At 48.8% G+C, this 24,642-nt stretch carries 23 protein-coding genes and 3 pseudogenes; 13 read left to right on the top strand and 13 right to left on the bottom strand.

What is annotated here, in order from left to right; genetic code table 11:
* Positions 1 to 32: 32 nt before the first annotated feature.
* From B8P98_RS14970 to B8P98_RS30975, 4 genes are all read left to right on the top strand, one after another.
* Entirely contained in the window at positions 33 to 1,802 is a 1,770-nt protein-coding gene (locus tag B8P98_RS14970) for a recombinase family protein (RefSeq protein ID WP_013096884.1), read from the top strand.
* A gap of 558 nt (positions 1,803 to 2,360) precedes the next feature.
* Complete coding sequence (locus B8P98_RS14980; RefSeq protein WP_023280005.1) at positions 2,361 to 3,122, top strand: lysozyme inhibitor LprI family protein; 762 nt, start codon at positions 2,361 to 2,363, stop codon at positions 3,120 to 3,122.
* Positions 3,112 to 3,480, top strand: coding sequence for a hypothetical protein (locus B8P98_RS14985; protein ID WP_029464058.1), 369 nt, complete (start codon positions 3,112 to 3,114; stop codon positions 3,478 to 3,480). The genes B8P98_RS14980 and B8P98_RS14985 overlap by 11 nt, the downstream gene beginning before the upstream one ends.
* Positions 3,481 to 3,579: 99 nt before the next feature.
* Positions 3,580 to 4,059 (top strand): OB-fold putative lipoprotein, encoded by a 480-nt coding sequence (locus tag B8P98_RS30975; protein WP_228706662.1) that lies wholly within the window; start codon positions 3,580 to 3,582, stop codon positions 4,057 to 4,059.
* Positions 4,060 to 4,216: 157 nt separating this feature from the next.
* Here B8P98_RS30975 and B8P98_RS14995 read toward each other — a convergent pair whose 3' ends face one another.
* From B8P98_RS14995 to B8P98_RS15010, 5 genes and pseudogenes are all read right to left on the bottom strand, one after another.
* Positions 4,217 to 4,906 carry a VIT1/CCC1 transporter family protein gene (locus B8P98_RS14995; RefSeq protein ID WP_032730251.1) on the bottom strand — a complete coding sequence of 230 codons (690 nt, stop codon included), beginning with the start codon at positions 4,904 to 4,906 and terminating at the stop codon, positions 4,217 to 4,219.
* Between the two features lie 134 nt (positions 4,907 to 5,040).
* Positions 5,041 to 5,622 (bottom strand): cytochrome b/b6 domain-containing protein, encoded by a 582-nt coding sequence (locus tag B8P98_RS15000; RefSeq protein ID WP_001004932.1) that lies wholly within the window; start codon positions 5,620 to 5,622, stop codon positions 5,041 to 5,043.
* Positions 5,623 to 5,716: 94 nt separating this feature from the next.
* Positions 5,717 to 5,947: pseudogene (locus tag B8P98_RS31665) on the bottom strand (IS3 family transposase); the annotation flags it as partial.
* Positions 5,948 to 6,410: 463 nt separating this feature from the next.
* On the bottom strand, positions 6,411 to 6,785 hold the full coding sequence (locus tag B8P98_RS15005) for a cytochrome b562 (RefSeq protein ID WP_013096889.1): 375 nt from the start codon (positions 6,783 to 6,785) through the stop codon (positions 6,411 to 6,413).
* Between the two features lie 117 nt (positions 6,786 to 6,902).
* Positions 6,903 to 7,841, bottom strand: a complete 939-nt coding sequence (locus B8P98_RS15010; RefSeq protein WP_001198019.1) for a cation diffusion facilitator family transporter — start codon at positions 7,839 to 7,841, stop codon at positions 6,903 to 6,905.
* Positions 7,842 to 8,537: 696 nt separating this feature from the next.
* Between B8P98_RS15010 and B8P98_RS15015 the strand changes: the two genes are divergently transcribed.
* Positions 8,538 to 9,152: a recombinase family protein gene (locus tag B8P98_RS15015; RefSeq protein WP_032730990.1), complete on the top strand. Its 615-nt coding sequence runs from the start codon at positions 8,538 to 8,540 to the stop codon at positions 9,150 to 9,152.
* A gap of 261 nt (positions 9,153 to 9,413) precedes the next feature.
* Here the strand turns inward: B8P98_RS15015 and B8P98_RS15020 are convergent, their stop codons facing one another.
* The 4 genes from B8P98_RS15020 to B8P98_RS15040 form a co-directional block, all read right to left on the bottom strand.
* Positions 9,414 to 10,766: an SIR2 family NAD-dependent protein deacylase gene (locus B8P98_RS15020; RefSeq protein ID WP_032730250.1), complete on the bottom strand. Its 1,353-nt coding sequence runs from the start codon at positions 10,764 to 10,766 to the stop codon at positions 9,414 to 9,416.
* A 339-nt stretch (positions 10,767 to 11,105) separates the two neighbouring features.
* On the bottom strand, positions 11,106 to 12,164 hold the full coding sequence (locus B8P98_RS30980) for a hypothetical protein (RefSeq protein WP_323807390.1): 1,059 nt from the start codon (positions 12,162 to 12,164) through the stop codon (positions 11,106 to 11,108).
* Positions 12,165 to 12,248: 84 nt separating this feature from the next.
* Entirely contained in the window at positions 12,249 to 13,229 is a 981-nt protein-coding gene (locus tag B8P98_RS15035) for an IS5-like element ISKpn26 family transposase (RefSeq protein ID WP_020806188.1), read from the bottom strand.
* Between the two features lie 952 nt (positions 13,230 to 14,181).
* Positions 14,182 to 14,904: a YagK/YfjJ domain-containing protein gene (locus tag B8P98_RS15040; protein WP_050861828.1), complete on the bottom strand. Its 723-nt coding sequence runs from the start codon at positions 14,902 to 14,904 to the stop codon at positions 14,182 to 14,184.
* A 418-nt stretch (positions 14,905 to 15,322) separates the two neighbouring features.
* On the opposite strand from B8P98_RS15040, the pseudogene B8P98_RS15045 reads away from it, so the two are divergent.
* Both B8P98_RS15045 and B8P98_RS15050 read left to right on the top strand, forming a co-directional pair.
* Positions 15,323 to 15,790, top strand: a pseudogene (locus B8P98_RS15045) (glucose PTS transporter subunit EIIB); the annotation flags it as partial.
* A 50-nt stretch (positions 15,791 to 15,840) separates the two neighbouring features.
* Entirely contained in the window at positions 15,841 to 17,013 is a 1,173-nt protein-coding gene (locus B8P98_RS15050; RefSeq protein ID WP_080897136.1) for a MalY/PatB family protein, read from the top strand.
* A 13-nt stretch (positions 17,014 to 17,026) separates the two neighbouring features.
* Here B8P98_RS15050 and B8P98_RS15055 read toward each other — a convergent pair whose 3' ends face one another.
* Positions 17,027 to 18,055 carry a CorA family divalent cation transporter gene (locus B8P98_RS15055; RefSeq protein WP_025713047.1) on the bottom strand — a complete coding sequence of 343 codons (1,029 nt, stop codon included), beginning with the start codon at positions 18,053 to 18,055 and terminating at the stop codon, positions 17,027 to 17,029.
* Between the two features lie 286 nt (positions 18,056 to 18,341).
* On the opposite strand from B8P98_RS15055, the gene ydfZ reads away from it, so the two are divergent.
* Positions 18,342 to 18,545 (top strand): putative selenium delivery protein YdfZ, encoded by a 204-nt coding sequence (gene ydfZ / locus B8P98_RS15060; RefSeq protein ID WP_087805573.1) that lies wholly within the window; start codon positions 18,342 to 18,344, stop codon positions 18,543 to 18,545.
* A 100-nt stretch (positions 18,546 to 18,645) separates the two neighbouring features.
* Here ydfZ and B8P98_RS15065 read toward each other — a convergent pair whose 3' ends face one another.
* Positions 18,646 to 19,125 carry a hypothetical protein gene (locus tag B8P98_RS15065; protein WP_167382699.1) on the bottom strand — a complete coding sequence of 160 codons (480 nt, stop codon included), beginning with the start codon at positions 19,123 to 19,125 and terminating at the stop codon, positions 18,646 to 18,648.
* Between the two features lie 267 nt (positions 19,126 to 19,392).
* Between B8P98_RS15065 and yedE the strand changes: the two genes are divergently transcribed.
* The 3 genes from yedE (at position 19,393) to B8P98_RS15080 (ending at position 21,486) form a co-directional block, all read left to right on the top strand.
* Positions 19,393 to 20,604: a selenium metabolism membrane protein YedE/FdhT gene (yedE, locus tag B8P98_RS15070; protein WP_080897137.1), complete on the top strand. Its 1,212-nt coding sequence runs from the start codon at positions 19,393 to 19,395 to the stop codon at positions 20,602 to 20,604.
* Complete coding sequence (gene yedF, locus B8P98_RS15075) at positions 20,601 to 20,834, top strand: sulfurtransferase-like selenium metabolism protein YedF (RefSeq protein WP_002903233.1); 234 nt, start codon at positions 20,601 to 20,603, stop codon at positions 20,832 to 20,834. Before yedE ends, yedF begins: the two co-directional genes overlap by 4 nt.
* Before the next feature lie 259 nt (positions 20,835 to 21,093).
* The gene (locus B8P98_RS15080; RefSeq protein WP_025713042.1) at positions 21,094 to 21,486 is read left to right on the top strand and encodes a DUF1398 domain-containing protein; all 393 of its coding nucleotides are present in this window, start codon (positions 21,094 to 21,096) and stop codon (positions 21,484 to 21,486) included.
* Positions 21,487 to 21,521: 35 nt separating this feature from the next.
* Here B8P98_RS15080 and B8P98_RS15085 read toward each other — a convergent pair whose 3' ends face one another.
* A complete protein-coding gene (locus B8P98_RS15085) occupies positions 21,522 to 21,680 on the bottom strand; it encodes a YqaE/Pmp3 family membrane protein (protein ID WP_002903230.1) in 159 nt (52 codons plus the stop codon).
* A 280-nt stretch (positions 21,681 to 21,960) separates the two neighbouring features.
* Between B8P98_RS15085 and gap the strand changes: the two genes are divergently transcribed.
* Positions 21,961 to 22,959: a type I glyceraldehyde-3-phosphate dehydrogenase gene (gap, locus tag B8P98_RS15090; RefSeq protein WP_080897138.1), complete on the top strand. Its 999-nt coding sequence runs from the start codon at positions 21,961 to 21,963 to the stop codon at positions 22,957 to 22,959.
* A 48-nt stretch (positions 22,960 to 23,007) separates the two neighbouring features.
* Here the strand turns inward: gap and aldA are convergent, their stop codons facing one another.
* Positions 23,008 to 24,447 carry an aldehyde dehydrogenase gene (aldA, locus tag B8P98_RS15095; RefSeq protein WP_080897139.1) on the bottom strand — a complete coding sequence of 480 codons (1,440 nt, stop codon included), beginning with the start codon at positions 24,445 to 24,447 and terminating at the stop codon, positions 23,008 to 23,010.
* Between aldA and B8P98_RS30985 the strand changes: the two are divergent.
* Positions 24,446 to 24,577 (top strand): annotated as a pseudogene (locus B8P98_RS30985) (hypothetical protein); the annotation flags it as partial. The gene aldA and the pseudogene B8P98_RS30985 sit on opposite strands and share 2 nt — an antisense overlap.
* Between the last annotated feature and the right edge of the window lie 65 nt (positions 24,578 to 24,642).

The raw sequence follows: 24,642 nt of genomic DNA on the forward strand, positions 1-24,642 counted from the left end.
GCCCCAATGGATTACCAAGGAGGTGATGACCAATGTCTGCACATGTTACAATCTTAAGAAATACAGTACTTCCAGTGAAATTCAATACCATGAATCGTCCACGCTTATATTCATATATCCGTTACTCCAGCGAACGACAAGGTAAAGGTAGTTCGATTGAGCGTCAGAAGAGCTACATTGCTGAAATGGCAAAACAGATTGCTACTGAGTACGATCTGGAGATTTTCGAGGAATACCAAGATTTAGGGGTATCCGCGTACAAGGGTAAAAACGTTCAGGAAGGAGCTTTATCGGATTTCATAGACCAAGTTGAATCCGGTTTGATCCCAAAGGGGTCTTTCCTCTTGATTGAATCCCTTGATCGCTTCTCACGCCAGAACGCCATGCAAGCGGTTAACCTTTTCACCAGCTTATTACTTAATGGCATCACGGTAATTACCGGGATTGATAAACAGGTTTACAGACAGACTGAAGTAAACACCGAGACATTGCAGCAACTGATGTTTAGCGTGATGTTGTTCAGCCGTGCAAACGAAGAAAGTTCAACCAAATCACACCGCACCATTGCAAGTGCTCTGTCCAAGATCAGACGTCACCAGGAACGGAAACCAGGTGATCCTGTAGTCGCAATTAAAGAGTTAGGCTCGGATAAATGGTGGACAGATTCAAGTACTGGATATGTCAATCCGCATCCAGTCCTGTTCCCCATAGCAAAAAAAATTATCCAGTTAAAACAAGACGGTTGGTCAAATCGGATGATCCTTCAACATCTGAAAAACAACTACGATGGACCGGTTATTGGCAACAAAAAATCAAAAGGTATATGGAATATGCAGCATTGTTCCAGAATCCTTGAACCTGCCATTTATGGACGAAAAGTAATCACTGTAAACAATGCAGAATACGTTCTGGATGATTATTACCCTGCGATCATCAGCAAAGATGAATATGAAGCGTTAAAGCTCCAAGTTGGAAACAAAGGATTTGCCCCGAATCGCGAGAGTAATCCAGAAATACCATTACTTTCCGGTATTGGTATTTTGCACTGTGCGCACTGCTCATGTTACATGGTTAAGGCTAAATCAACCCTTAAAAACCATCCACATGCTTACCGTTACCAATGTGCATCCAGAGATTTACATCAAGATTGTAATAAGTGGGGATTCAGGGCAAGCACCCTTGAAAGGACGATTTTACAACTAATAGCCGATAGAATATTCTTACAGACGAAATATCAACCATCTGGTTTAGAAGGGAAAATAGCGGACATACAATCGCAAATTGAGAACTATGTATTGGCTATAGGTTCAGCTAAAAGCCCTGAGATCATTAATAGCCTCACTTCGCAAATTGATCAACTAGAACAAGAAAAACAAAGTCTGATAGTGGAAAAAAGACTATACGATGAATCAATCGTGCAAATGAACACTGAAGGTTGGGACAAGTTCAGGAAGTTTGACATTGATGACGCACTTAACCCTTTACGCACAAAAATAAGAGCAAACATTAAGACCGTTATTATGCGCGTAGATTGCTCCAGAATAGATAAGAAACACAACTTGTTTACCATCACATACCGCGATCAGCATAAACAGCGTATCGTTATCGAAAACAACTCAGGCTGGAAGAAGGGTAAGATTTATGTTGAAGCGCAGACTATCAACGATATTCAAATTCTTGAATCTGAAGGTTTGATACTGCATGACCATATTGACATATTGATCAACCGAGACAAGTTCATGACGGAAGCGAAAAAACGACTAGATCATCCCCGAACACTGATCGATGAACTGACGGAATAAAGGTAAGTGTTAGTGCCATTGTAAAATTGCCCCACAGAAATGTTAGCGTAATCCATCGCTATATAGCCATGAATCGCTCTGTATCTTGTCAGAGCGATTAAAGCAGACTTCAGGCATCGTTCAATATAAAACCCCCGTAAAACTTGATACAGAGCGTTGTAGAGCAAGGGTTCAAAATTACATCGTATTCATTCTGTCTACGAACTGTACTTATTGCACCGCTCCTTATCGAAACACCTCTATGGTTGCCGGAAACCCCGCACAAAGTAGATTGTTATGTCTTTCAATCGCAGTATTCAAGACTAACCGCTGCCCGCCGCCCGACGTTAACACCAAGCATATGAACCATTTTAAAACCCTTTAAAAACAATACCCTTCGCATCTTCCCCCTCTTCTCCCCATGTTAATCGATCGTTTTTACAGATCAATTATACGATATTGATAGATTTCATAGATCAATGTAAGATCATGATTCTTCGGTTAGTGTTTCTCGTAAACAAGACTCACGGAATGAATACTCTGTCCACGATGGAGTGCGAAAGAAAGAAGGTATCCAGAATGACAATTCTTATTAAAACGTTAAAAATCATGGCGTCAGGTGTTGTTTTCGTTTCAGGTTTAACCACCGCCTCCAGTACCGTGTATTTCTTGCCAGAGGCAAAATCAATGGGTGTCGCCAGCAGCGACAAAAACGCACTGATGTTTCTCGGGATGGACAGGGATGTAAATCTGAAGGGAATATGCTTCGCGATGACAAAGCAATCATCATCAATCGTTCCGCTGGTAGATATCACTGCTACAACTGATAACGGCAGATTCACGATGCACGGGTTACGCCCTAATGTCAGTGATTCTAAAGAAGTCGCTTGTTCCTTCGGGTCCGAAGCTGGTGATTTCTTGACTGCCATTTCGAAGTCAACAACCGTTAACGTGAAGCTGGACTTCAATGGCGAGATCCGCAATTACAGTTTCGACACTACAGAGTTCGGAAAGGTATTGACTGCGAATGGGCAAGCCGTGGGGGAAAAAGCAGCTAAAGACTACGCTCAGGGAGTACGTGCACCCGTTTTCTATAGCAGCGGTAGCGAAGCTCCCAAAAACAATGCAGTAACCTCAAACGTCGATACACACAGTTATAAAGCAAGCGATGAGAAACTTAATTCGGTCTGGAAAAGCCTTAGCCCTGAAACCCGAAAACGATTGCTTCCTTCTCAAAGAGAATGGATAAAGCACAAATCCGGCTGCAATAATGAACAGAAATGTCTTACCGACATGACGAACAATCGCATTCGTGAACTGGAGTCTGAATATGGAAAATAATGCACTGACTTTGGTTTTAAAAAACGATTGGGTAGCATCGTCTTCTGGTAATACCTATACCGGAAAATACACAGTTGGACGGTTTCACCTGACAGATGCGTTCATCGTTGTGTATATGAAGCTGATACATGGAATTGAAATACCCGATTTATGGGTCAGTAGCAGTTTCACTAACATACCAGATACCGATACCCGTAGGGTTATGTATATGGAAGGCTGCGATATGTTATCGAAAGAAACAATGAACGAAATTCGTAATACGGTGAAGTCCCCAACAGACAATATGAAAATACACCGCAATGGCAATCATGTTACCAAAATAGAATTCATGGAAGAACGAAATGAAATCACCCTATGAACGTTATATTAAAATAGCAGTCATAACCGTCGCAATAGCCTACGGCATCAATCTCCTTTACGGGCTGACGCCCCCCCATATCAGCCTAAAACCCCCGAAGTGAAGGCCAAGGTAAATGCTGATACCGTAACTCAGCAACAACCTGAGCAACCATCCAAACCATCGATAATCGATATACTTCCGCGAATGTATACAATAGGGGAAGTTTATGCGCGGTTTGAACAACATGAATTCAGGGCAACAAATGACTTCAAAAAATGTCAGTTAATGGTAACAGGAAAAATAACTGGTATCGGTACTGTTACTTTCAGAAAAAATCCTGTAGTAACATTGGGTATTCCCGGTTCAGATGAAGGCCTGAAGTTCATATTTGAAGATACGAATTACAATAACGATAAAGTTGCTGCATTGAATATTGGGGATCTGATTATAATCGCCGGGAAGAATGCACGACCTGGAACCTTTGGTGGTATCTTTCTTGATGACTCGAAGATAATGACTGATATGATTTCAAAGAAGAAACGACAAATTTTGGTTGTCAATGGTGGCGTTTACGACCGGGAAATTTGCCAGAAGTAGCGTTGTCCTTGCCCTTGAAATGGAGGGGGAGAATCCCCTCCATCACCCCTTCAACAGGTATTGGCGCAAGCAGGAATCGAGTTTGAAGGGAGCTGCATTGCAAATTGTTTTGCGAAGCATCGCCAGTAAGATGGTACTCGAATTGTGCTTCATAACATTAAAGCAGGGCCTGCCCTGTAAAATGACCAATCCCCATAGACAAAAGCATAGCCATGGTACTCCAGAACGTAATTCTTATGATCGCCCTGACAGGAGAGGCTTTACTCAAAACCGAAGATATATAGCCAAGGACCGCCAGTGAAAAAAGGGTGGAAAGGATTATCAACAAAAAAGCCAGTTTCAGAGGGGAGAGCCATGCCACGATTAAGGGTAACACCGCACCAGCGGAAAAACTCAGGGCAGAAAAGACAGCTGCCTGTAGGGGCTGTGCAGAATTTATATCCGTCAACCCCAGTTCTTCACGGGCATGAGCATCCAGGGCATCTTTGACCATAAGTTGCTCCGCAACCTGCCGGGCAAGCTCTGGCTCCAGTCCACGTTGCATATAAAGTGAAGTCAGTTCCCGCACCTCTCCCTGATAATCAGTTTCCAGCTCCCTTTTTTCCTGGGCAAGTGCTGCGTTTTCGGTATCCGCCTGAGATGAGACGGAAACATATTCCCCTGTAGCCATTGACATAGCTCCGGCAACCAGTCCTGCAACACCTGCAAGTAAAACACCGGAAGGACTGCTATTTGCAGATGCAACCCCAAGAACAAGGCTCGCTGTCGAAACAATTCCGTCATTTGCCCCCAGTACAGCTGCCCTCAGCCATCCCACTTTTTCGATACTATGTCGTTCAAGATGCATATATTTTTTCCTTCAAATACGCATACTCATCGGAATTACGGATAAATAGAAAATGCATTGACGGATAAATGCGCGGTTATAGTCTGTTTTAGCCAACCATTACAGGGCATCTTATCCATCATAAACCTACAGCACTATTCGGTAACGGGATTTTTCCTTTGGCTACGAACGGTGAGGAAGATATGCAGCAACCCCATCGCACCATGTGCCCAGAAATAGGTTTCAATAAATACAGTCAGAAACTTATGCACATGCAGGACGGTTTCTGTCAGCACAGGTGACGTGCCAAGAGCAGTATTGAGAGCAAACCAGAATCCACCACATAATGCAACGCCCAATAGTGCAAGTACACCAAGCCCCTGAACCAGAGCAGCAATCCCACCAGCATGAGCTTCAGGAAGACGGAATGATATCAGCATTTTGATATCTTCAACCACACCTCGAAAATCAAGGACCACCCAGGCAAAATAGTAACGAAATCCTCGTTGTGTCAGCATCCATGCAAGCATGACAAACCCAAGGACAATCAGTGATAACCCAGTGATAACATGGAACCATGTTACGAACCCAGTGAGAGTATAGTCACTAAGCGCATCGCTTTCGGTAAGGTTTGAATTAATAATCTGCAATAAAATCAATACAGCTACGATGATATGCAGCACACGTAGAAATGGTGTGTTTTTGTGAGGAAGAGCATTACGTAAATTTTCGTTCATAATTTAGCCACTTTTTTAAGGTTGGTTGACCACTCAATATTATGCCTTTTTATTAATGATAACCTTAACTTCTCAAAACCAAGATGCACTCAGTAATATCCAAACCATGTTCAAAGGCCCAGTACTCGACAGGTAAATTCAGGTTCCTGAGTGGTTCTTATCGTCGCCAGATAGCCACGAAACAACGCAATGCTGTACAGAATGCTTATATCTGAACGCTTGAAATTCCAAAAGCGACGTGGATCGTACGGCACTTAATCCGACGACCGATGAAGAGTGCAGCCATGACAAAATCCATTCACCAAGCCACATTAGGTGACGTCGGAAATGATCTTCTTACGGCAAAGCACATGGCTTAGAATCCCTGTTCCAGCCTCGAAGAGGATACTGATGATTTATTTGCCGGAAAAAAGCATCTTAATGAGGGTCTCATACCGATGATGAAGACATTACGGGCATCAGTGTGTTAATCAACGGGGAGCAGGTCATCATGACCAACAAACAAAACACAGACTGACGCGTGACCACCAAATATAATTTGGCCCCCTGAATCCACCCCGCGCAACACCAATAGGTACTTAACTTATGTTGAGGCAACAAACTAAAATATGTAGCATTGATAATGCATGTTTGTTACCCCAACATTTTTATATGTATTTTGCAGATAAGATAACGTTGTGAAATTTCCTCACCAGTGCATAGCTATCTGCTTGATTACAGGCACGTGTATCATGTCAGTTCAGGGATATCTTTCCAGCATATCTACCTTCACCGAATAATTCCCGGTCTCAGTCAACACCTAGTTTATTGTGGTATTTTCTCATCAGACTGCCTAGTTTCTGTGCTGCAATTTTCCCGGCGTCAAGACCTTCCTTCTCAGCGGTACTTTCAACGGCAGTTACCTCATCAATTAGAAGTGACATGCCTGCAACATACGTTTCCCTGTCATACCCTTCTACAGGGCTGTTCAGGATGGACTCTGCTGTTGCTTTCAGTTCCCGCATATCTTTCCTGAAGGATGTAACGTCCTCCTCCTTAAGTGCTGCGCGGTAGCTTTTATTCATCATCTTCATGGCATGTTCAACACCGTCAGAACCAGCCATTACACAGGGGGATAAAAGAAGGGTGGCTCCTATCACAACAGTACGCATAATTTTTCTCATAATAGCCTCCATATTGTTTACTCTCGTTTTCACAGTCAGAAGGGGTAATATTGCGCAAAAAAATAATCCCTTCCCAATCTTCTTAAAAAACAGCAGCATTCATATTATTTTTCAGGATTATTTGCCCCCGCAACCAGGACTATTATCACCTTTAAAATAAGGGTCAACATGTGTCATAACATTTAAAACATGATGATTATCTAAAACTGATTTCCTGGCCAAAACAGCAATGTCATGTCCTACTTTCACTGATAAATCACCATCAATTTCCAGATGAACATCAACCACAACAAGGTCCCCCATTTTTCTGGTCTTGAGGTCATGGATGCCTTCGACCCCAGGCGTGGACAATAATGTTGTTTTTATACTATTTTCAGTTTCAATATCCACGGCCCTGTCCATCAAGTCATGAAGCGAATCTGACATAAATGAATATCCCATTCTGGTCACAATCAGTCCCACAACCAGTGCAGCTACCGGATCAAGCAATTTAAACCCTGATAAACTACCAATAATACCAATAGCCACCACCAAAGATGAGGCGGCATCAGAGCGGGCATGCCAGGCATTGGCAACCAGCATAGTGGATTTTACTCGGGTTGCTACTGCCAGCATATAGCGAAAAAGAAGCTCTTTGATAACCAGTGCGGCTAAGGCCACCCACAGAGCAACAATATGTACCTGAGGAATATCATCTGGTTGTTGCATTTTATTTGCTGCTGACCATAACATCCCGATGCCAACAATGAATAAAATTGTCCCCAGAATTAATGATGCACCATTTTCATAACGATGATGCCCGTAGTGATGGTCATCATCGGGATTTTTTTTACTTTTATGATTAGCAATAAGCACCACAAAGTCTGAAACTAAATCAGACAGAGAATGGATACCATCCGCAATAAGCCCCTGAGATCCGGAAAATACGCCAGTAATCACTTGCCCGGATGTCAGAAAACAATTAACAAGCACACTAACCCATGTGCTTTTACGGGCCGCGAGGAAACGCTCATGAGAACTAATATCAATATCATCCGTAAGTTTGTTTACCTGCACCTGAAACTCCTAATAACAGCATCTACAGTTAATACTAAGCAGCCAATACTACCCGGCCAAGTTCAGTTTTGGTATATGAAATTTTGAGGTACTGTGGTGAAAATATAAAAATGGTGAGATTTATTCCTGTAAAGACCGCGCCATGGTGGCGATAACATCTATTTATCATAACGCCTGAACATTAATTTATTCTGAACAGAAGAGAGAAGAAAAGTTGACAGTTATCACAACTATACACTTACGCCCAGTGTGGATGGGTTCAACAAACTAAAATTGCAAACCCGATTAACTGAGGAATTGAGCGCTCTCGAAGAGGAGTTGCTTTCGGGTAGCTGTCAACCATTGCAAAATGGTAAACAACATCCTTTGGGTCCCCAACTGTGTGGCCACTGTAGTGACTGTGGTGGGTGATAGAACTGGTCACATTGATGCCAGACTTTTTCGTGCCGCATGTATGGCACACTGAATTTGATTAAGACCTGCTGAAATGAAACCGGAGTGCTTCAGCTACAGAAACTGACCAAATCGTATACCCCAAGCAAGATCTGAATACCATCCGAACAATATCTCTTTTAGGTATACCTGATAAAGACCATGACACAAAGTATCGATAGGGTTTAAATTTAACTCTATTGACAGCAAAATAACGTAATGTATCATATGGATATTGGATTGATATTTCAAAGAGAATACATAATGAATGTCCGTATCTACTGCCGTGCATCTACGGAAGGCCAACATGCTGATCGTGCATTAGTTAGCCTGCGCGAATTTGCGCAAAGCAAAAACTGGTCGGTTGCCGGAGAATACGTTGAGAATGCAAGTGGTGCGAAGCTTGATCGTGTTGAACTCATGCATCTACTGGTGGAAGCACAACCCGGTGATCTGCTTCTTATTGAAGCAATTGACCGTCTCAGTCGTCTTCAACATGAAGAATGGGCTGAACTCAAAGCTACGTTGAATAGTAAAGGGCTGGTAATCGTATCAATGGACTTACCGACCAGTTGGCAGATGGTTGAAATGTCCGGTAATGACCTTACCAGTGGCATTCTTCGGGCAGTCAACTCCATGCTAATCGATATCCTCGCAACAATGGCACGACAGGATTATGAAACTCGGCGTAAACGTCAGGCACAGGGGATCGAGAGAGCAAAACAGGCAGGTTTGTATACGGGGAAAGAAAAAGATATGGAAGCCCGTGAGACTGTTCGCGAAATGCTGGCGCAGAACGTTAAACCAGCCCACATAATGAAAGCTGCTGATATCAGTCGTGCAACGTTCTACCGGATCAAAAAGGAATTGGTAAGCTAGTTCAAATAAGTGTATTGGCTTTGACTCGCACTGACAGTTTCCGCAGACAGAGTACAATCGAACCTGACTGTCCGCTCTGAGCGAGGATAGGACGTAAAACAACTGAAAAAAAACTATTTAACTCAGGAAGACATGTCAAGATTCAGTGAAAATGTCTAATCACTGGTTCGTTAGAAATGCCCATATGTTCAAAAGACCGCTGCAAAAAAGTCTCTCGCAGCGGCCTCTTTAATATAACGTCATTGAGTGCATCATCTTTAATTATGGGTTTAACTCAAATTGCTCCCCATTTATTAATTTTCGCAATAAGTCAAGTGCCTCTGATGAGTATTTTCCGACACCACTTTTCCCAGATTTAATGAAAACATGATAATTGTTGTCTGATGCTTTAATGTTGAAGTCGGTTAGTTTTCTTAATTTTTCGAATTCTTGATTAACATAGTGCCACGATCCCATGTCGAGAATCCTTGCCAGATCAGACATTGTATATGGGAAACTAGCATTTAGTGCCTGTCCATTATTGAGTTCAGCGATACCATACATTTTTGCTAATGCATCATCATGCTCTGCAATATTGCGGAACATCTCAAAATCGTATGGAAGCTCTTGTTTAACAAGGGATTCTGATGCGAATGTGTACGTTCTGGCTAGAAATGCACGCACAAGTTTTGGATTAACGCTAATTTCCGGTGTATTAGATGATAACGCATCAAAAATCCAACCAAAATCATTTGCGTATATCACCTTTATTCGAACGCTTTTATTCTCACCAACACCGATTAGCAATTCCTTTTGATGAGAACCAGTGGCCTCGCAGTCCTTACTGAAGGAGACAAGATAAATATTTGGAATAAGTGCATTATTGGGAGCGATGATTTCATCTATATCAGAGAGAATTGACTTTATGTTTTCATCATTGATACTGTACCCAAAGAAAAACAAGGGGTGTTCAGCAAAATATGTTAGCAACTTTGCACTGATATATTTCTTACGTTTATAGAAATCAACATAATCTTCATTTGTAATAACAATACTTTCAACTTCATGACTGCTACCATGAATTTTCATGATTTCGCCATAAGATGAATAATTCACTTTAACAACATTATGACCAACTATTGCCTGATAATTGTCAAATATTTTTTCTAATGTGTCGTCATAATTTGTTGTGATTATTGCATGAGGTTTTACTTTCCTTAATTTCTGAACTTCCTCTGTATATTCCATGTTCGAAAAATCAACGGAGTTTGATAATTCATTCAGAATAGATGCAATTTCATGCTTAATATAAATATCTTTTGGAGTCGTTCCTTCAAAGTATGTCTCTGGATAGCGATCCTTGCCATCATCCCAAGCCCACTCAGCATAGAAGTCACAAAAATCGCTAGCAATCAATGGTTTGTTATCACCCTTTGTTTGGCTGTAGTAACCATAAGGGCGTTTGATCAAGGGGCAATTTTCCGCTAGTTGCTTTAATAAACCTTCCCAGTCAGGCGCTTTTATATATCGTTGTGAAATACCCGCCCCCATGAATAAAATGGGTTGGACTTGTAAGTTTTCAAGGCAAGATTTAACATCTTCAATTATTTCTTCTTGATATTCCGTAAAGTCCATATATTTACCTCAGGGATAGGTGATTGCTATGTGATGCACCGCGAAACTATTCGGGGCTTTGTGACACCCAAACTTTGCCCCAGTTTCCCAGCGTTTCCTTTGTATATAATATCATTGAAGTTAATTGCGTTTCTCAGAAATCTTCTTAGGATGTGATTGCAATAACGGCAACACAGCGCACACATCGCGGCTGATCAGTGAGTATGAAGTGGTTTACTGAATTTGACCGCCTGAATCGATAGACAAAATGTCCGCACCTGGCACGGAGCGAGCTGTCAGATAGAGTTCGGCCCTGCGCCACACCTTTGTCAGGCCAAATCTGAGCTAATACAAATAAAGTTATCGTTTGACGGTCGCTGGAAGAACCTCATCCTGTGCCAGTAAAGTAATCACATCTCTGGCGATATCCGGTATTATGCCAGGCGTTTTGTAAGTGGCATACACCGCAACCGATAATGGACTCCATTTGTGCTTATCAGCAATACGTTTTACCTCCTCGATAACCTTAAACGTATCGTTTTCCAAAGCCAGTCCTAAACGAGCTGTATCCAGATAAACGCGCTGAACTGCGGAGATATACGCGAGCTTTTTAAGTTCTGTGGTAATAATGCGCTGCGCTTCAACACCGATAGAGGAGCCTCCCTCAACGACCCCTGTCAATCCAACAAGCTTGCCTCCATCACTACGAGTATTGTCATCTTTGTCTCTGTGGAGCGGTACTAAGGCATTCAACTCTACATCCTGCTGAAGTAACTCCAGCAGTTCGGGCAAAAGCTCAGTTTTGATGACACCTTTTAAAGCGGCTGCTCTTTTAGCCAGGCTAACAGGGTATTGCCCCAACCGAGCCGACATTGAAATAATGCAACTAGCGATTATGAAAATATCGTTTTCCCCGATTAGTGGGGCACACTCGGCACGAAAGGATTGTTCTTCACGAAGGAGAGGATTTGCTTTTTCAGGCTTCCTAATTTTTGATTTTGGCTGCTTCTTGCTATAGCCACGCAAAGCATCCTGTGCGCTTCGGGTTAGAATGCTGATACTTTTAATGAGCCCCTCATTACCCTTGAGGTTGGCAATCATTTGCTGCATATTTTCGAGCCTGCCAAGCATCTCGGGAACAGCTTTACCCGCTGCGATCTTCTCGCTGATATCATTAAGATTTCTCAGAACACCAGTAACAAGCTGTGAGGGTGCAGGAACCGAGGCATTCAGTTGGTGGCTTTTTTTGATTTCTTTTTCCATCAACTGGATCGCATGCTTCCAGTCGGTTTGTACACCAGCTTTAAGGGTCTCAAGATTAAGAATAGCAGTTCGAAGACTTTCGCATTTATCTAAGGAAGGTGCGAATAAGCAGGTCATTTCTTCCCAAGCTGACTCGCTGATTAAAATTTCGCGGATCTGGGCCGATTTTTTTCCCGCAAACACATCGAATCAGCCTATTTAGGCTATTTTTTCCACCATTTCTGGCGTTATTTCCGGTTTTTACTGAGATCTCTCCCACTGACGTATCATTTGGTCCACCCGAAACAGGTTGGCCAGGGTGAATAACATCGCCAGTTGGTTATCGTTTTTCAGCAGCCCCCTGTATCTGGCTTTCACGAAGCCGAACTGCCGCTTGATGATGCGAAACGGGTGCTCCACCCTGGCACGGATGCTGGCTTTCATGTATTCGATGTTGATGGCCGTTTTGTTCTTGCGCGGATGCTGCTTCAAGGTTTTTACCTTGCCGGGACGCTCGGCGATCAGCCAGTCCACATCCACCTCGGCCAGCTCCTCGCGCTGTGGCGCTCCTTGGTAGCCGGCATCGGCTGAGACAAATTGCTCCTCTCCATGAAGCAGATTACCCAGCTGATTGAGGTCATGCTCGTTGGCCGCGGTGGTGACCAGGCTGTGGGTCAGGCCACTCTTGGCATCGACACCAATGTGGGCCTTCATGCCAAAGTGCCACTGATTGCCTTTCTTGGTCTGATGCATCTCCGGATCGCGTTGCTGCTCTTTGTTCTTGGTAGAGCTGGGTGCCTCAATGATGGTGGCATCCACCAAAGTGCCTTGGGTCATCATGACGCCTGCTTCGGCCAGCCAGCGATTGATGGTCTTGAACAATTGACGGGCCAGTTGATGCTGCTCGAGCAGGTGGCGGAAATTCATGATGGTGGTGCGATCCGGCAGGGCGCTATCCAGGGATAATCGGGCAAACAGGCGCATGGAGGCGATTTCGTACAGGGCATCTTCCATGGCACCGTCGCTCAGGTTGTACCAATGCTGCATGCAGTGAATACGCAGCATGGTCTCCAGCGGATAGGGCCGTCGGCCATTGCCCGCCTTGGGATAAAACGGCTCGATGACAGCGGTCATATTCTGCCATGGCAGAATCTGCTCCATGCGGGAGAGGAAAATCTCTTTTCGGGTCTGACGGCGCTTAGTGCTGAATTCACTATCGGCGAAGGTGAGTTGATGGCTCATGATGTCCCTCTGGGATGCGCTCCGGATGAATATGATGATCTCATATCAGGAACTTGTTCGCACCTTCCCTAACGGAATAGGTTCACCATTCTGTTTACCTGTTTTCAGCCAGTGAACTAAGGATACGAAGTCAGCTTTAGCCGTCGCAACGAGTCCATTGATAACACGCTGCCTCGCTTCAGGCGTAAAGTGATTTGTTCTCGGCACTGGCAGACGATCATTTTTGCGCGCTATTGGTCTCTTCATAACGGATATCTCAACTTGGCCCCATCACGATAAACCCCATCTGGGTTATTGGCGGCAATTATCCCCAGTTACATATCATGTTTTAAGGTAGTAATACCCGCTACACCATCAAAGTATTGTCATATTTTGATCGCACAGATGGTTGTTCAACTTACGCTTCTGGCAAGGGGCGGAATGTCAAATTGCCTCCGGCTCTGCGGCAAAGCTGTGTCAGGCCAAATCTGATCTAATACTTTTTTCTCGATTCCGACCGGACAATAATCATCGAACAAAACATTCTGCGGGCTGTGAATACATTAAACACTCACTACGTTCGTGTACTTGCTTCAAATGCTGAAGTGATGTCCTGAATTACGAGCGAAGCGAGTTTCGTCAAGCGAAGCGAAGACGGATAGCCAAACTGGTTAAAAAGTATACGGATATGTCTACTTTTCTCTATATATAAAATATAAAAATATAATAGTAGACATTAGACACTCACTACGTTCGTGTCCCTCGCTTCGCTCGGAATTTTGAAGAAATGTATGAATCTATAAGCAAAGCAACTATCGTTGAACTATCATGCAATTGACCGAAGCTAAAGTTAATCAGGTTCAAATCATGCCTTAAAACGCTCTGAGCGAAGCTGTAAGCGCTTTTTATGATATGGGTAATACGATTCATGCCTTGGAAAGAAAAAACGCTCTACGGGCTTCCAGTGCGACATTTACGAATTCAGTGCTTTACCACTCAATTTCGATGTTGAATACAAGCGCGTTCCCTTCCCTGTCTGCGACTTCCCGCGTTCTTTTGCCAGGTAAGAAAGCCAGAATACCGGACCTTCGAGTGTCGAAGGATCATCACGATGAATGACGTAGTGATCGGGATAGTCTTTAGTGGCTTTAGACAAGTTCACAAGTGTTGCTTTCCCACCAGTCAGTTTCATCCAGATTTCCGTAATAACACCAGCAATACCTCTGTCTGGCGTTCCAAACCACCTTACCGAACGATGTGGAAGTGCAATCCAGCAATGGTAATGTGGCTGTGAAGCCTTTTCCTGTTCGCAAACCCAACCGTAAGCAAAATCGATGATAGGTTCTGATAAACCGTTGTTTCTAGACTCCAGGCGGTCACGTAATCGTTTGAATAGTTTGCGTATGTATTCGTTACCAGCTTCAACAGAAGTGAACTCAGGGAGGTGGAGATCAAAACGGGTCAGGAACACTCGACTGTAGAACTTCAGGATTGCTTTCAGTTCGTTGATTGTTGACATAAGTATGTCATGACGAACACCAGAGCCGATTCTTGTGTTAATCCGGTATTCATGACCATCATGAACAAAGGAGTTGCCATTAATTGTTTTGTAACGTCCGTGTTCATGGTAGACGGCACGAAAACTTGTTGCCGATAAAACCGACGATTCGAATAGGGTTTGTGATTGTTGCATCATTGTTAAATTAACCTTTTTGTACTCAGAAAGAGATCACACCCCCTACATAGTTACTACCTAAAACCACGGTAAAACGATGGCATTTGCGATAGCGCAAAGCCGCCTTGCATCTGACGTTGGGGATGTTTTCGAGGAGAGAAATACTACGGAACAAAGTTTACGGAAATATTTATAATAACTCATTATCATATCAGAAGGAGTGAAAGGGGGCAACGGAAATCATGCCTTGATAAAAGAGGGATGATGATTGTGTGGGGTGTTGGTAACAACGGAGAAATTCAAAGGGATTTACAATCTTGTCTTTGGCTTCCTTCCGGCATACACAGTTGAGTGGGAGCTGTAATTTTCAACATTGCAGTAACCTGATTGTTCACAGTGTACATCGGCAAATATCAATTATACCCATTACACTTCAGTGAACACCGACGGCAATATCATCGACTTCGTGGTGTTTGGCATCCTGCATGGTCTGGCAACCAAGTGGTATCTGGTGCCGGTGGTGGCGGCTATCTGGTTCGCGGTCTACTATGCCATCTTCCGCTTCGCCATTACCCGCTTCAACCTGAAAACGCCGGGCCGCGATATCGACACCGCCGCCAGCGTGGAGAAAGCCGTCGCGGGCACCATCGGCAAATCCGGGTATAACGTGCCGGCGATTCTGGCGGCCCTCGGCGGCGCCGAGAACATTGTCTCGCTGGATAACTGCATTACCCGTCTGCGTCTGTCGGTCCACGATATGAGCAAAGTGGATGCTGCCGCGCTGAAAGCCCATCGCGCCATCGGGGTGGTCCAGCTCAATCAGCATAATCTGCAGGTGGTCATTGGCCCGCAGGTGCAATCGGTAAAAGATGAGATGGCCACACTGATGAATACCGTTCAGGCCTGACACCCGGTCCCCCTCCGCAGCGGAGGGGGACACTCGCTAAGGAAGTTCCGATGTTTGATTTTGCTACCCCCATCGACCGCCACGGCACCTGGTGCACACAGTGGGACTATGTCGCCGACCGGTTTGGCGCCCCCGACCTGCTGCCGTTCACTATCTCCGATATGGACTTTGCCACCGCTCCGTGCATTCTCGATGCCCTCAGCCAGCGACTGGCCCACGGCGTGTTCGGCTACAGCCGCTGGCAGAACGAGGCGTTTCTCGGGGCGATTGCCCACTGGTACGCCAGCCGCTTTAACAGCGTCATCGATCCGCAAACGGTGGTCTACGGGCCGTCGGTTATCTACATGGTGGCGGAAACCATCCGCCAGTGGTCGAGCGAAGGCGACGGCGTCGTGGTCCATACCCCCGCCTATGATGCCTTCTTTAACACCATCACCGCTAACCGGCGGCAGATTGCCCCGGTGCCATTGACCCTGGCGGATAATCAGTGGCACTGCGATATGGCACGCCTGGAAGCGGCGCTGGCCGAGCCGAAAAATACCCTGCTACTGCTGTGCAGCCCGCACAATCCAACGGGGAAAGTCTGGCGGCGCAAGGAGCTCCAGACCATGGCGGCCCTGTGTCAAAAACATGGCGTCAGGGTGATTAGCGACGAAATTCATATGGATATGACCTGGGGCGAACACCGCCATATCCCGTGGAGCGAGGTCGCTCAGGGGCCATGGGCGCTGTTCACCTCCGGTTCGAAGAGCTTCAATATTCCGGCACTAACCGGGGCCTACGGCTTTATCCCCGAGGCGAACGCGCGCGACAGCTACCTGCAGGCGCTGAAGGGGCGCGACGGGCTCTCATCACCCGCGGTGCCGGCGCTGGTTGCCCATATCGCTGCCTACCGCGACGGGGCTCCGTGGCTCGACGCCCTGCGCGACTACCTGCAGGCGAATATGCGCTATGTGGCCGACACGCTCAACCGCGCCTTCCCTGCGCTACGCTGGCAGCCGCCGGAAGCCACCTATCTGGCGTGGATCGACCTGCGCCCCCTGAACATCGACGACCGTGCGCTACAGCAGGCGCTGATCGCCGACCAGAAGGTGGCGATTATGCCGGGCTATACCTATGGCGCCGAGGGCAACGGCTTTCTGCGTCTCAACGTCGGCTGTCCTCGCGAGAAGCTGACGCGCGGCGTCGAAGGGCTGATTGCCGCCCTGCGCAGCCTCAGCTGATTCGACGTGCATTCTACAGGTCATCGCGCCGACGGAACGCCAGGTAACCGGCGCCGAGGGTGAAGACGGCGACAATCACCACCAGCAGGATAAACCCGTGGTGGTTGCTCGCCAGCGGGATCCCGCCGACGTTCATGCCGAAGAAACCGGCCACGATATTAATCGGCAGTGCGAGAACGGTGATCACCGTCAGGGTATAGAGGGTGCGGTTGCTCTGCTCCAGCTGGCGGGCGCCAATCTCCTCCTGCAGCAGGCTGATGCGCTCGATCAGGCCGGACAGGTCGTTAAGCACCACGCTAAACTCTTCAGTGAACTGGCGAAACGCCTGCACCACCGCGCGATCCATCCATCCCGGCGGCCGGTTAAGCAGCCGGAACATCGCTGCGGGCTCCGGCGCCAGTAGTCGCTGAAAACGCAGAAGCATCCGCCGCAGCCGCGCCAGATCGGCCCGGTTGCGCTGCACGCGGCTGCTCAGGAGACGCTCTTCGATAAGGTCAACGTGGCGGCTGGCCTGGCGCACTACCTGCTCCAGCACTTCCTCCTGCTCCTCCAGCAGAAAAGCCAGCAGCTCGGTAGACGTGTTCACCCTGAGCGTCTGCAGCCGCGGCAGCATCCATTCAATAAAGCGTAACGGTTTAAAGCGCGCCGTCACCACCAGCTTAGGGCTACAGTAGAGCCACAGCGTGGCGGTTTCGGCGCTGGTATCCTGCGGACGAAACAGCACATCGTTGAGCACGGCGAACAGGTTCTCGCCCTGTCGTTCAATGCGGGTGGTATGCGATCCGCTGCGGATTTCCTCGAAGAAAAAGTCCGCCACCGGAAAGTGGCTGGTTAACCATTTCTCCGCGGTGGCGTGATTGAGATTAAGATGCAACCAGATAAAGGCCCTGTCGTCGGCCAGCGCCTGATAACGGGCGCATACCTCACCAGAGAGGATAGGCTGCGGGGGGCGCTGTTCATGAAACAGATAACCATGCACCAGGCCGGATACTTCACTATCAAAATCGGGCTTTAACATCTTCGCGGTGACGTCTTGACTCATGGAACCCTCAGGACAGGCACTGGCACATGGGTGCCCGAAAAGCGCCATCTTTCGCTATTTTCCACCGCCTGGCAAGGTTAATAATTTCGTCATAAAACAGTCACCTGGCAGACATATTACCCATCGCTGTCAGGCGGTTTTCACACGTAGGTCGCAGCCCCGTTGCGCATTTGCGCCTGCTTGTTTAAAATTTTTTTGATTATTCTCAAAACTTTTTTAAGCAAACAGGCGTATTACTTTAGGCGCTTAATCATTGCTTCCACACAGGTTTATTGAGGAGGAGACCATGAAAACCTATGACCGTAATCGTAACGCTATTGCTACCGGCAGTATGGTAATGATCGCTGGCAATGGTGGGACCGGAGTGATTAAAGCTATCCATGGCGAGGGGAAAACCGCCGAGCAGCTGCGCCGGGCAGACTGCGTTGAAATTGACGGCCGCGAAGGCCGTTTCTGCCCGATAGATCTCATTCGCCTCGGCATGCATTAATCCCCGCAATCCTGCGCTGATGGCCTGAGACGACCGCCAGGTCATCAGTCTCAGGCTATCTGAGAACGGTTCTACGCGCCGCAACCGGTTGGCCAGGCGCTTAGCGAAAGCGCCACTGAATACTCATCACAAAGATCGCCGGCACAATAATGCCGCCTTCCACGCCGAAATAATCGGTGAAGTTATATTGCAGCCCATGATAGATATAGGGCGAAAAACCGACGCCGGTGATTTTTTTGGCGGTACGGTAGGTACCTGAATCCCCACAGTGGCTGAAAGCATCAAAGAAAAATTCCCCGGTATAGGCATACACCCCTTTCAGCACCCAGCCGGTATCGTTTTTCAGCCAGTCGCGGCGCACGCCGAGAGTCAGACAGCGATCGTCAAAGCTGTTTTTCATCGTGCCGATCAGCACACTATATTTTGAATCCGCAGAAAACTTGCGCTCCACCGAGAAAAAGTTGTTATTGAAATGTTCGTTATATTGTCCATGGTTACCGGTCATATGATAAACATATGAGCCGGTATTCATCGAATAGAGGTTTAATTCTCCGGCCTGCGCCGAGGGCATGGCGACCATCACTAGTCCTGATAACAACAATAATAATTTATTTAACATTCAGTAACCTACGCCATACGCGAAAAAAGAACCCGGCATACTAGCACCGTGAAATTAAACCAAAGGGCAATCAGCTAACCGACGCAGATCGCGCCGGCTAAACATGACGCTGTCGCCACAGGTAGTGCCTTGATCCAAAACAGAGAAAGCCGGCGCTGAGGCGGGTACTATTTGCTCCCTTCGGTCGCTCATCGACCTTTAATACCTTCTGAGTTCAGAGGCATTCTTATGACATGGCAATCCTTTAAACAGGCCTGGCTTATCCGGTTCTGGTCCCCCGTCCCGGCGGTTATCGCGGCAGGCATCCTCTCTACCTACTATTTTGGCATCACCGGCACCTTCTGGGCGGTGACCGGCGAATTCACCCGCTGGGGTGGTCAGCTGCTGCAGCTGATGGGCGTCCACAGCGAGCAATGGGGCTATTATCAGCTGATCCATCTTGACGGGACGCCGCTGACCCGCATTGATGGCAGGATGATCATCGGTATGTTCGGCGGCTGTCTGGCCGCGGCGCTGTGGGCCAATAACGTCAAACTGCGTTTCCCGCGCAGTCGCATCCGCATTATGCAGGCTGTGGCCGGGGGCATCATCGCCGGCTTTGGCGCACGACTGGCGATGGGCTGCAACCTCGCCGCCTTTTTCACCGGCATTCCGCAGTTCTCCCTGCACGCCTGGCTGTTTGCCATCGCCACCGCCATCGGCTCCTGGTTTGGCGCCCGCTTCACGCTGCTGCCCCTTTTTCGCATCCCGGTAAAAATGCAAAAAGTGTCCGCCGCCTCGCCGTTAACCCAAAAACCGCAGCAGGCGCGCCGCCGCTTCCGCCTGGGGATGGTGGTCTTTTTCGCCATGATCGGCTGGGGCCTGCTCACCGCCGCAGACCACCCGGCACTGGGCCTGGCGATGCTGTTCGGTATTGGCTTTGGTCTGCTTATCGAGCGCGCGCAGATCTGCTTTACCTCCGCCTTTCGCGATATGTGGATCACCGGCCGGACGGTGATGGCGAAGGCGATTATCTTCGGCATGGCGGCGAGCGCCATTGGTATCTTCAGCTATGTGCAGCTGGGGATGGCGCCGAAAATTATGTGGGCGGGTCCCAACGCCGCGATTGGCGGCTTGCTGTTTGGTTTTGGTATCGTGCTGGCCGGCGGGTGTGAAACCGGCTGGATGTACCGGGCAGTAGAGGGTCAGGTTCACTACTGGTGGGTGGGGCTGGGCAATGTCATCGGCTCAACGCTGCTTGCCTGGTGCTGGGACGATATCTCGGCCCCCCTCGCCACCCACTGGCAGAAAATTAACCTGTTAAACGCCTTTGGCCCCTTCGGCGGGCTGCTGGCGACCTATCTGCTGCTGCTGATCGCCCTGCTGCTGGTGATCGCCTGGGAGAGACATTTCTTCCGCCGTCAGTCGGCGGCGGTCCGGACCGTGAAGGAGAGCGCATGAAAAACATCATCCCTGATTATCGCCTGGATATGGTCGGCGAACCCTGCCCCTATCCGGCCGTTGCCACTCTGGAGGCGATGCCCTCCCTGCAAAAAGGCGAGATCCTGGAAGTAGTCAGCGACTGTCCGCAGTCGATCAATAACATTCCCCTCGATGCCAGGAACCACGGCTATACGGTGCTGGATATTCAGCAGGATGGCCCCACCATTCGCTATCTGATCCAGAAATAATTGCAGCGGGAAGTCCTTCCCGCCGCCGGCGATCTTCATCGCCGGCGCTTCTCCCCGTTGTTCACATCGCGACCTTCCCCTTCGCTGGCTCGCCCTGGCAAACGATTGCAATAGCTTGTAACACTTGAAACGGTGTTCCAGTTACATAATAACCATTAATATAACGCGCCTATATTATTTAAAAATGAATAAGTGATTTCGTGAATGGTTTTTGCCCGCACACAAAGCAGCCTGACACGACAATACCGTAAGGACAGAAATGGAACTGCTGGCAAGATTGGGTCATTTTTTTGAACAAGTTCGCTCGGATGCTGATTTTGCCACCTTCGCCGGTGAGCTACGGCGGCATCAGGTCTCCTACTACATCTATTTTGTCACCACCGGCAATGTGAATTTCGTGATGGCGAACGATGACGTGATTTCGATAAAAAGCGCTCGCGGCCTGCTGCGCGTATGCGCTGAGGTCAGCCACTGTCTGACCAGAGCCGCGGTTATCCGCCACTTCGCCGGGGCCATCAATTTTGAACAGTACTGCCAGGATTTGGCCAGCGCCGGGGTATTTAAGTGGACCGTCGATCTTGAGGACAATACCCGCCATTACTGGTCGAAGGATAATACCCTGCTGTTTAAAGAGCGTTTACTGCCCCCCTGAACGGGTCGCCGGGGGGCGTCGCGAGCGGTTCATCTTTAGTCGCGGGTTTGCACCCAAAAGGCGTGGATCAGACCAGGAATATAGCCCAGCAGGGTCAGAATGATGTTGAGGATAAACGCCCAGCCGAAGCCTTTACCCAGCAAAACGCCCAGCGGCGGCAGAATGATAGTGAAAACAATTCTCCAGAATCCCATAACCTCTCCCTTCGTCTAACGTCATTATTTTACTAAGCTATTCAATAGTTAAGCATAGACGCTTTTCACCGTTTCGCCAGCAGACGGCACTCTCATCCCGGTAACAAAAATTTTTCTCTGCCGTCGACGACAAAAAAGACCGGGAAAACATTCACTTTTTACTCAACAGTCCTGGCGCACTGGCGTTGCGCACAAATTATCGGTTGACCAATCTAAGTGACAGGGCTAAGCCTGGAGGAGTTTTATTACATCGAGTCGTTTTACCAACCGGAGAATATCCATGAGTAAACTTGGAATTAATGGATTTGGTCGTATCGGACGTCTGGTGTTACGCCGCTTATTAGAAGTCGACAGCAGCCTGGAAGTGGTCGCTATCAACGACCTCACCTCGCCAAAGGTGCTGGCCTACCTGTTAAAGCATGATACAAACTACGGCCCCTTCCCGTGGAGCGTCGACTTTACGGAAGACGCGCTGATCGTCAACGGTAAAACCATCACCGTGTATGCCGAAAAAGAGGCGCAGCATATTCCGTGGCAGGCGGCCGGCGCCGAGGTGATCGTGGAGTGTACCGGGTTCTACACCTCAGCAGAGAAATCGCAAGCCCATCTCCAGGCCGGCGCCCGCAAAGTGCTGATTTCGGCCCCCGCTGGCGAGATGAAAACCATCGTCTACAACGTCAACGATGACACTCTGGCTCCGGATGACACCATCATCTCCGTGGCCTCCTGCACCACCAACTGCCTGGCGCCGATGGCCAAAGTGCTGCAGGATGCCTTCGGCATCACCGTCGGCACCATGACCACCATCCATGCCTATACCGGCACCCAGTCGCTGGTGGACGGGCCGCGCGGTAAAGATCTGCGCGCCTCCCGTGCGGCGGCAGAGAACGTCATTCCGCACACCACCGGCGCGGCTAAGGCCATCGGCCTGGTGATCCCGGCCCTCAGCGGTAAACTGAAGGGGCATGCCCAGCGTGTGCCGACAAAAACGGGTTCGGTGACGGAGCTGGTCTCCGTGCTGGAGAAAAAGGTGACCGCGGATGAAGTGAATCAGGCGATGAAGCAGGCGGCCGAGGGCAATGAATCCTTCGGCTATACCGAAGAAGAGATCGTCTCTTCCGATATCATCGGCAGCCATTTCGGTTCAATCTACGATGCCACCCAGCTGGAGATTGTGGAGGCTGGCGGCGTACAGCTGGTGAAAACCGTCGCCTGGTACGACAACGAATACGGCTTTGTCACCCAGCTGATCCGCGTGCTGGAGAAATTTGCCCGCTAAGTGAACGGCGGGCCGCCTGCGCTGCCCGCCGGTACGGTGTTGAGTGCCTCAGGCCTGCAGATAGACCACCTGGGTCTGCAGGTACTCGTTCAGTCCGTGGCGGCCGTCAGCGCCGCCGATCCCCGATTTACGCCAGCCGGCGTGGAAACCCTGCATCGCCTCAAAGTTCTCGCGGTTGATATAGGTTTCGCCGAATTTCAGCCCCTTAATTGCCTTCATCGCCACGTTCAGATCGCGGGTATAGATTGAGGAGGTCAGGCCATAATCGCTGTCATTGGCCATCGCCAGCGCCTCGTCGAGGGTCGAAAACGCCACCACCGGCAGCACCGGTCCGAAGGTTTCTTCGTGGATAATATCCATCTCCTGGCGTACATCCAGCAGCAGGGTCGGCGGATAAAAATAGCCTTTGCCCTCCAGCGGCTGGCCGCCCAGCGCCACCCGCGCCCCCTGCGCCACCGCCTTCGCCACTTTGCCCGCCACCTGGTCCCGCGCCGCCGCATTGATCAGCGGCCCCATCGCGATGTCGTCCCGCGCCGCCGGATCGCCAAACTGCACGGCCTTCATCGCCTCGCCGAGACGGTTAACGAAGCGGTCGTAAATACCCTGCTGGACATAGACCCGCTCGACGCAGTTACACACCTGCCCGGTATTAATCGCCCGCGAGTCCACCACCGCCTTCACCGCCAGCTCCAGATCCGCATCGTCCATCACAATCGCTGGCGCTTTACCGCCGAGCTCGAGGCACACTTTGGTGATATTTTTCGCCGCGGCGGCCATGATTTTCTCCCCTGCCGCCACGCTGCCGGTCATGCTGACCATCGCCACCTTCGGATTACCGGCCAGCTCCTGACCAACGGTTTCTCCGCGGCCGAGCACCAGGTTAAAGACCCCTTTCGGCAGCCCAACCTGATGGACAATCTCGGCAAAGGCGATGGCATTATTGGGCGTAAATTCGCTGGGCTTAATGACGATGGTATTCCCGGTGATCAGGGCCGGGGCCAGCTTGCGGGCGATAAGAAAGAACGGGAAGTTCCACGGCAGGATCCCGGTAGTCACCCCCAGCGCGCGTTTAAAGACGAGGATATTCTCCCCGGGGCGATCGCTCTGCACGATCTCGCCTTCGTAACGCCGCGCCCATTCGGCCATATAGTCGAGATAGTCCGCGGTGAACGCGACCTCCACCGCCGCCAGCTGCTGGATCTTGCCGCCTTCAGCCACGATCAGCCCGGCGATGTCGTCGGCACGCTGGCGGATACCCGCGGCAATTTTGCGCAGCCAGCCCGCGCGCTCAATGGCCGGCAGCGCTTCCCAGGCCGGCTGGGCGCGCTCCGCCGCGTCAATCGCCAGCCGCGCCTCTTCGGCGGTCCCGTCCGGGATCCGCGACAGCAGCGCTTCGGTCGCCGGGTTAAGCACGTCGATCCAGCCGTCGCCGCGACCGGAAACGAACTGGCCATCAATATACATCGGGTGTTGAACGGGTGCTGTCATGGCTGCTCCTGTGGTGCATTTGTATTTAACAAGTGATTTTTTTGTTAAATATCGAGCGGATAAGCCGCCGTTTCGCAGCACATTAGCGCCGTTCTGTGAGCTAATTCATAAAAATGGGCCTAATGCACCCGTTTTAAGTTACATTTCAATAACACAAAATGCCCGTTTGCGACGAATCTGCCGTAAACGGGCATT

The organism is Klebsiella quasivariicola (assembly GCF_002269255.1).
GTDB classification, from domain to species: domain Bacteria; phylum Pseudomonadota; class Gammaproteobacteria; order Enterobacterales; family Enterobacteriaceae; genus Klebsiella; species Klebsiella quasivariicola.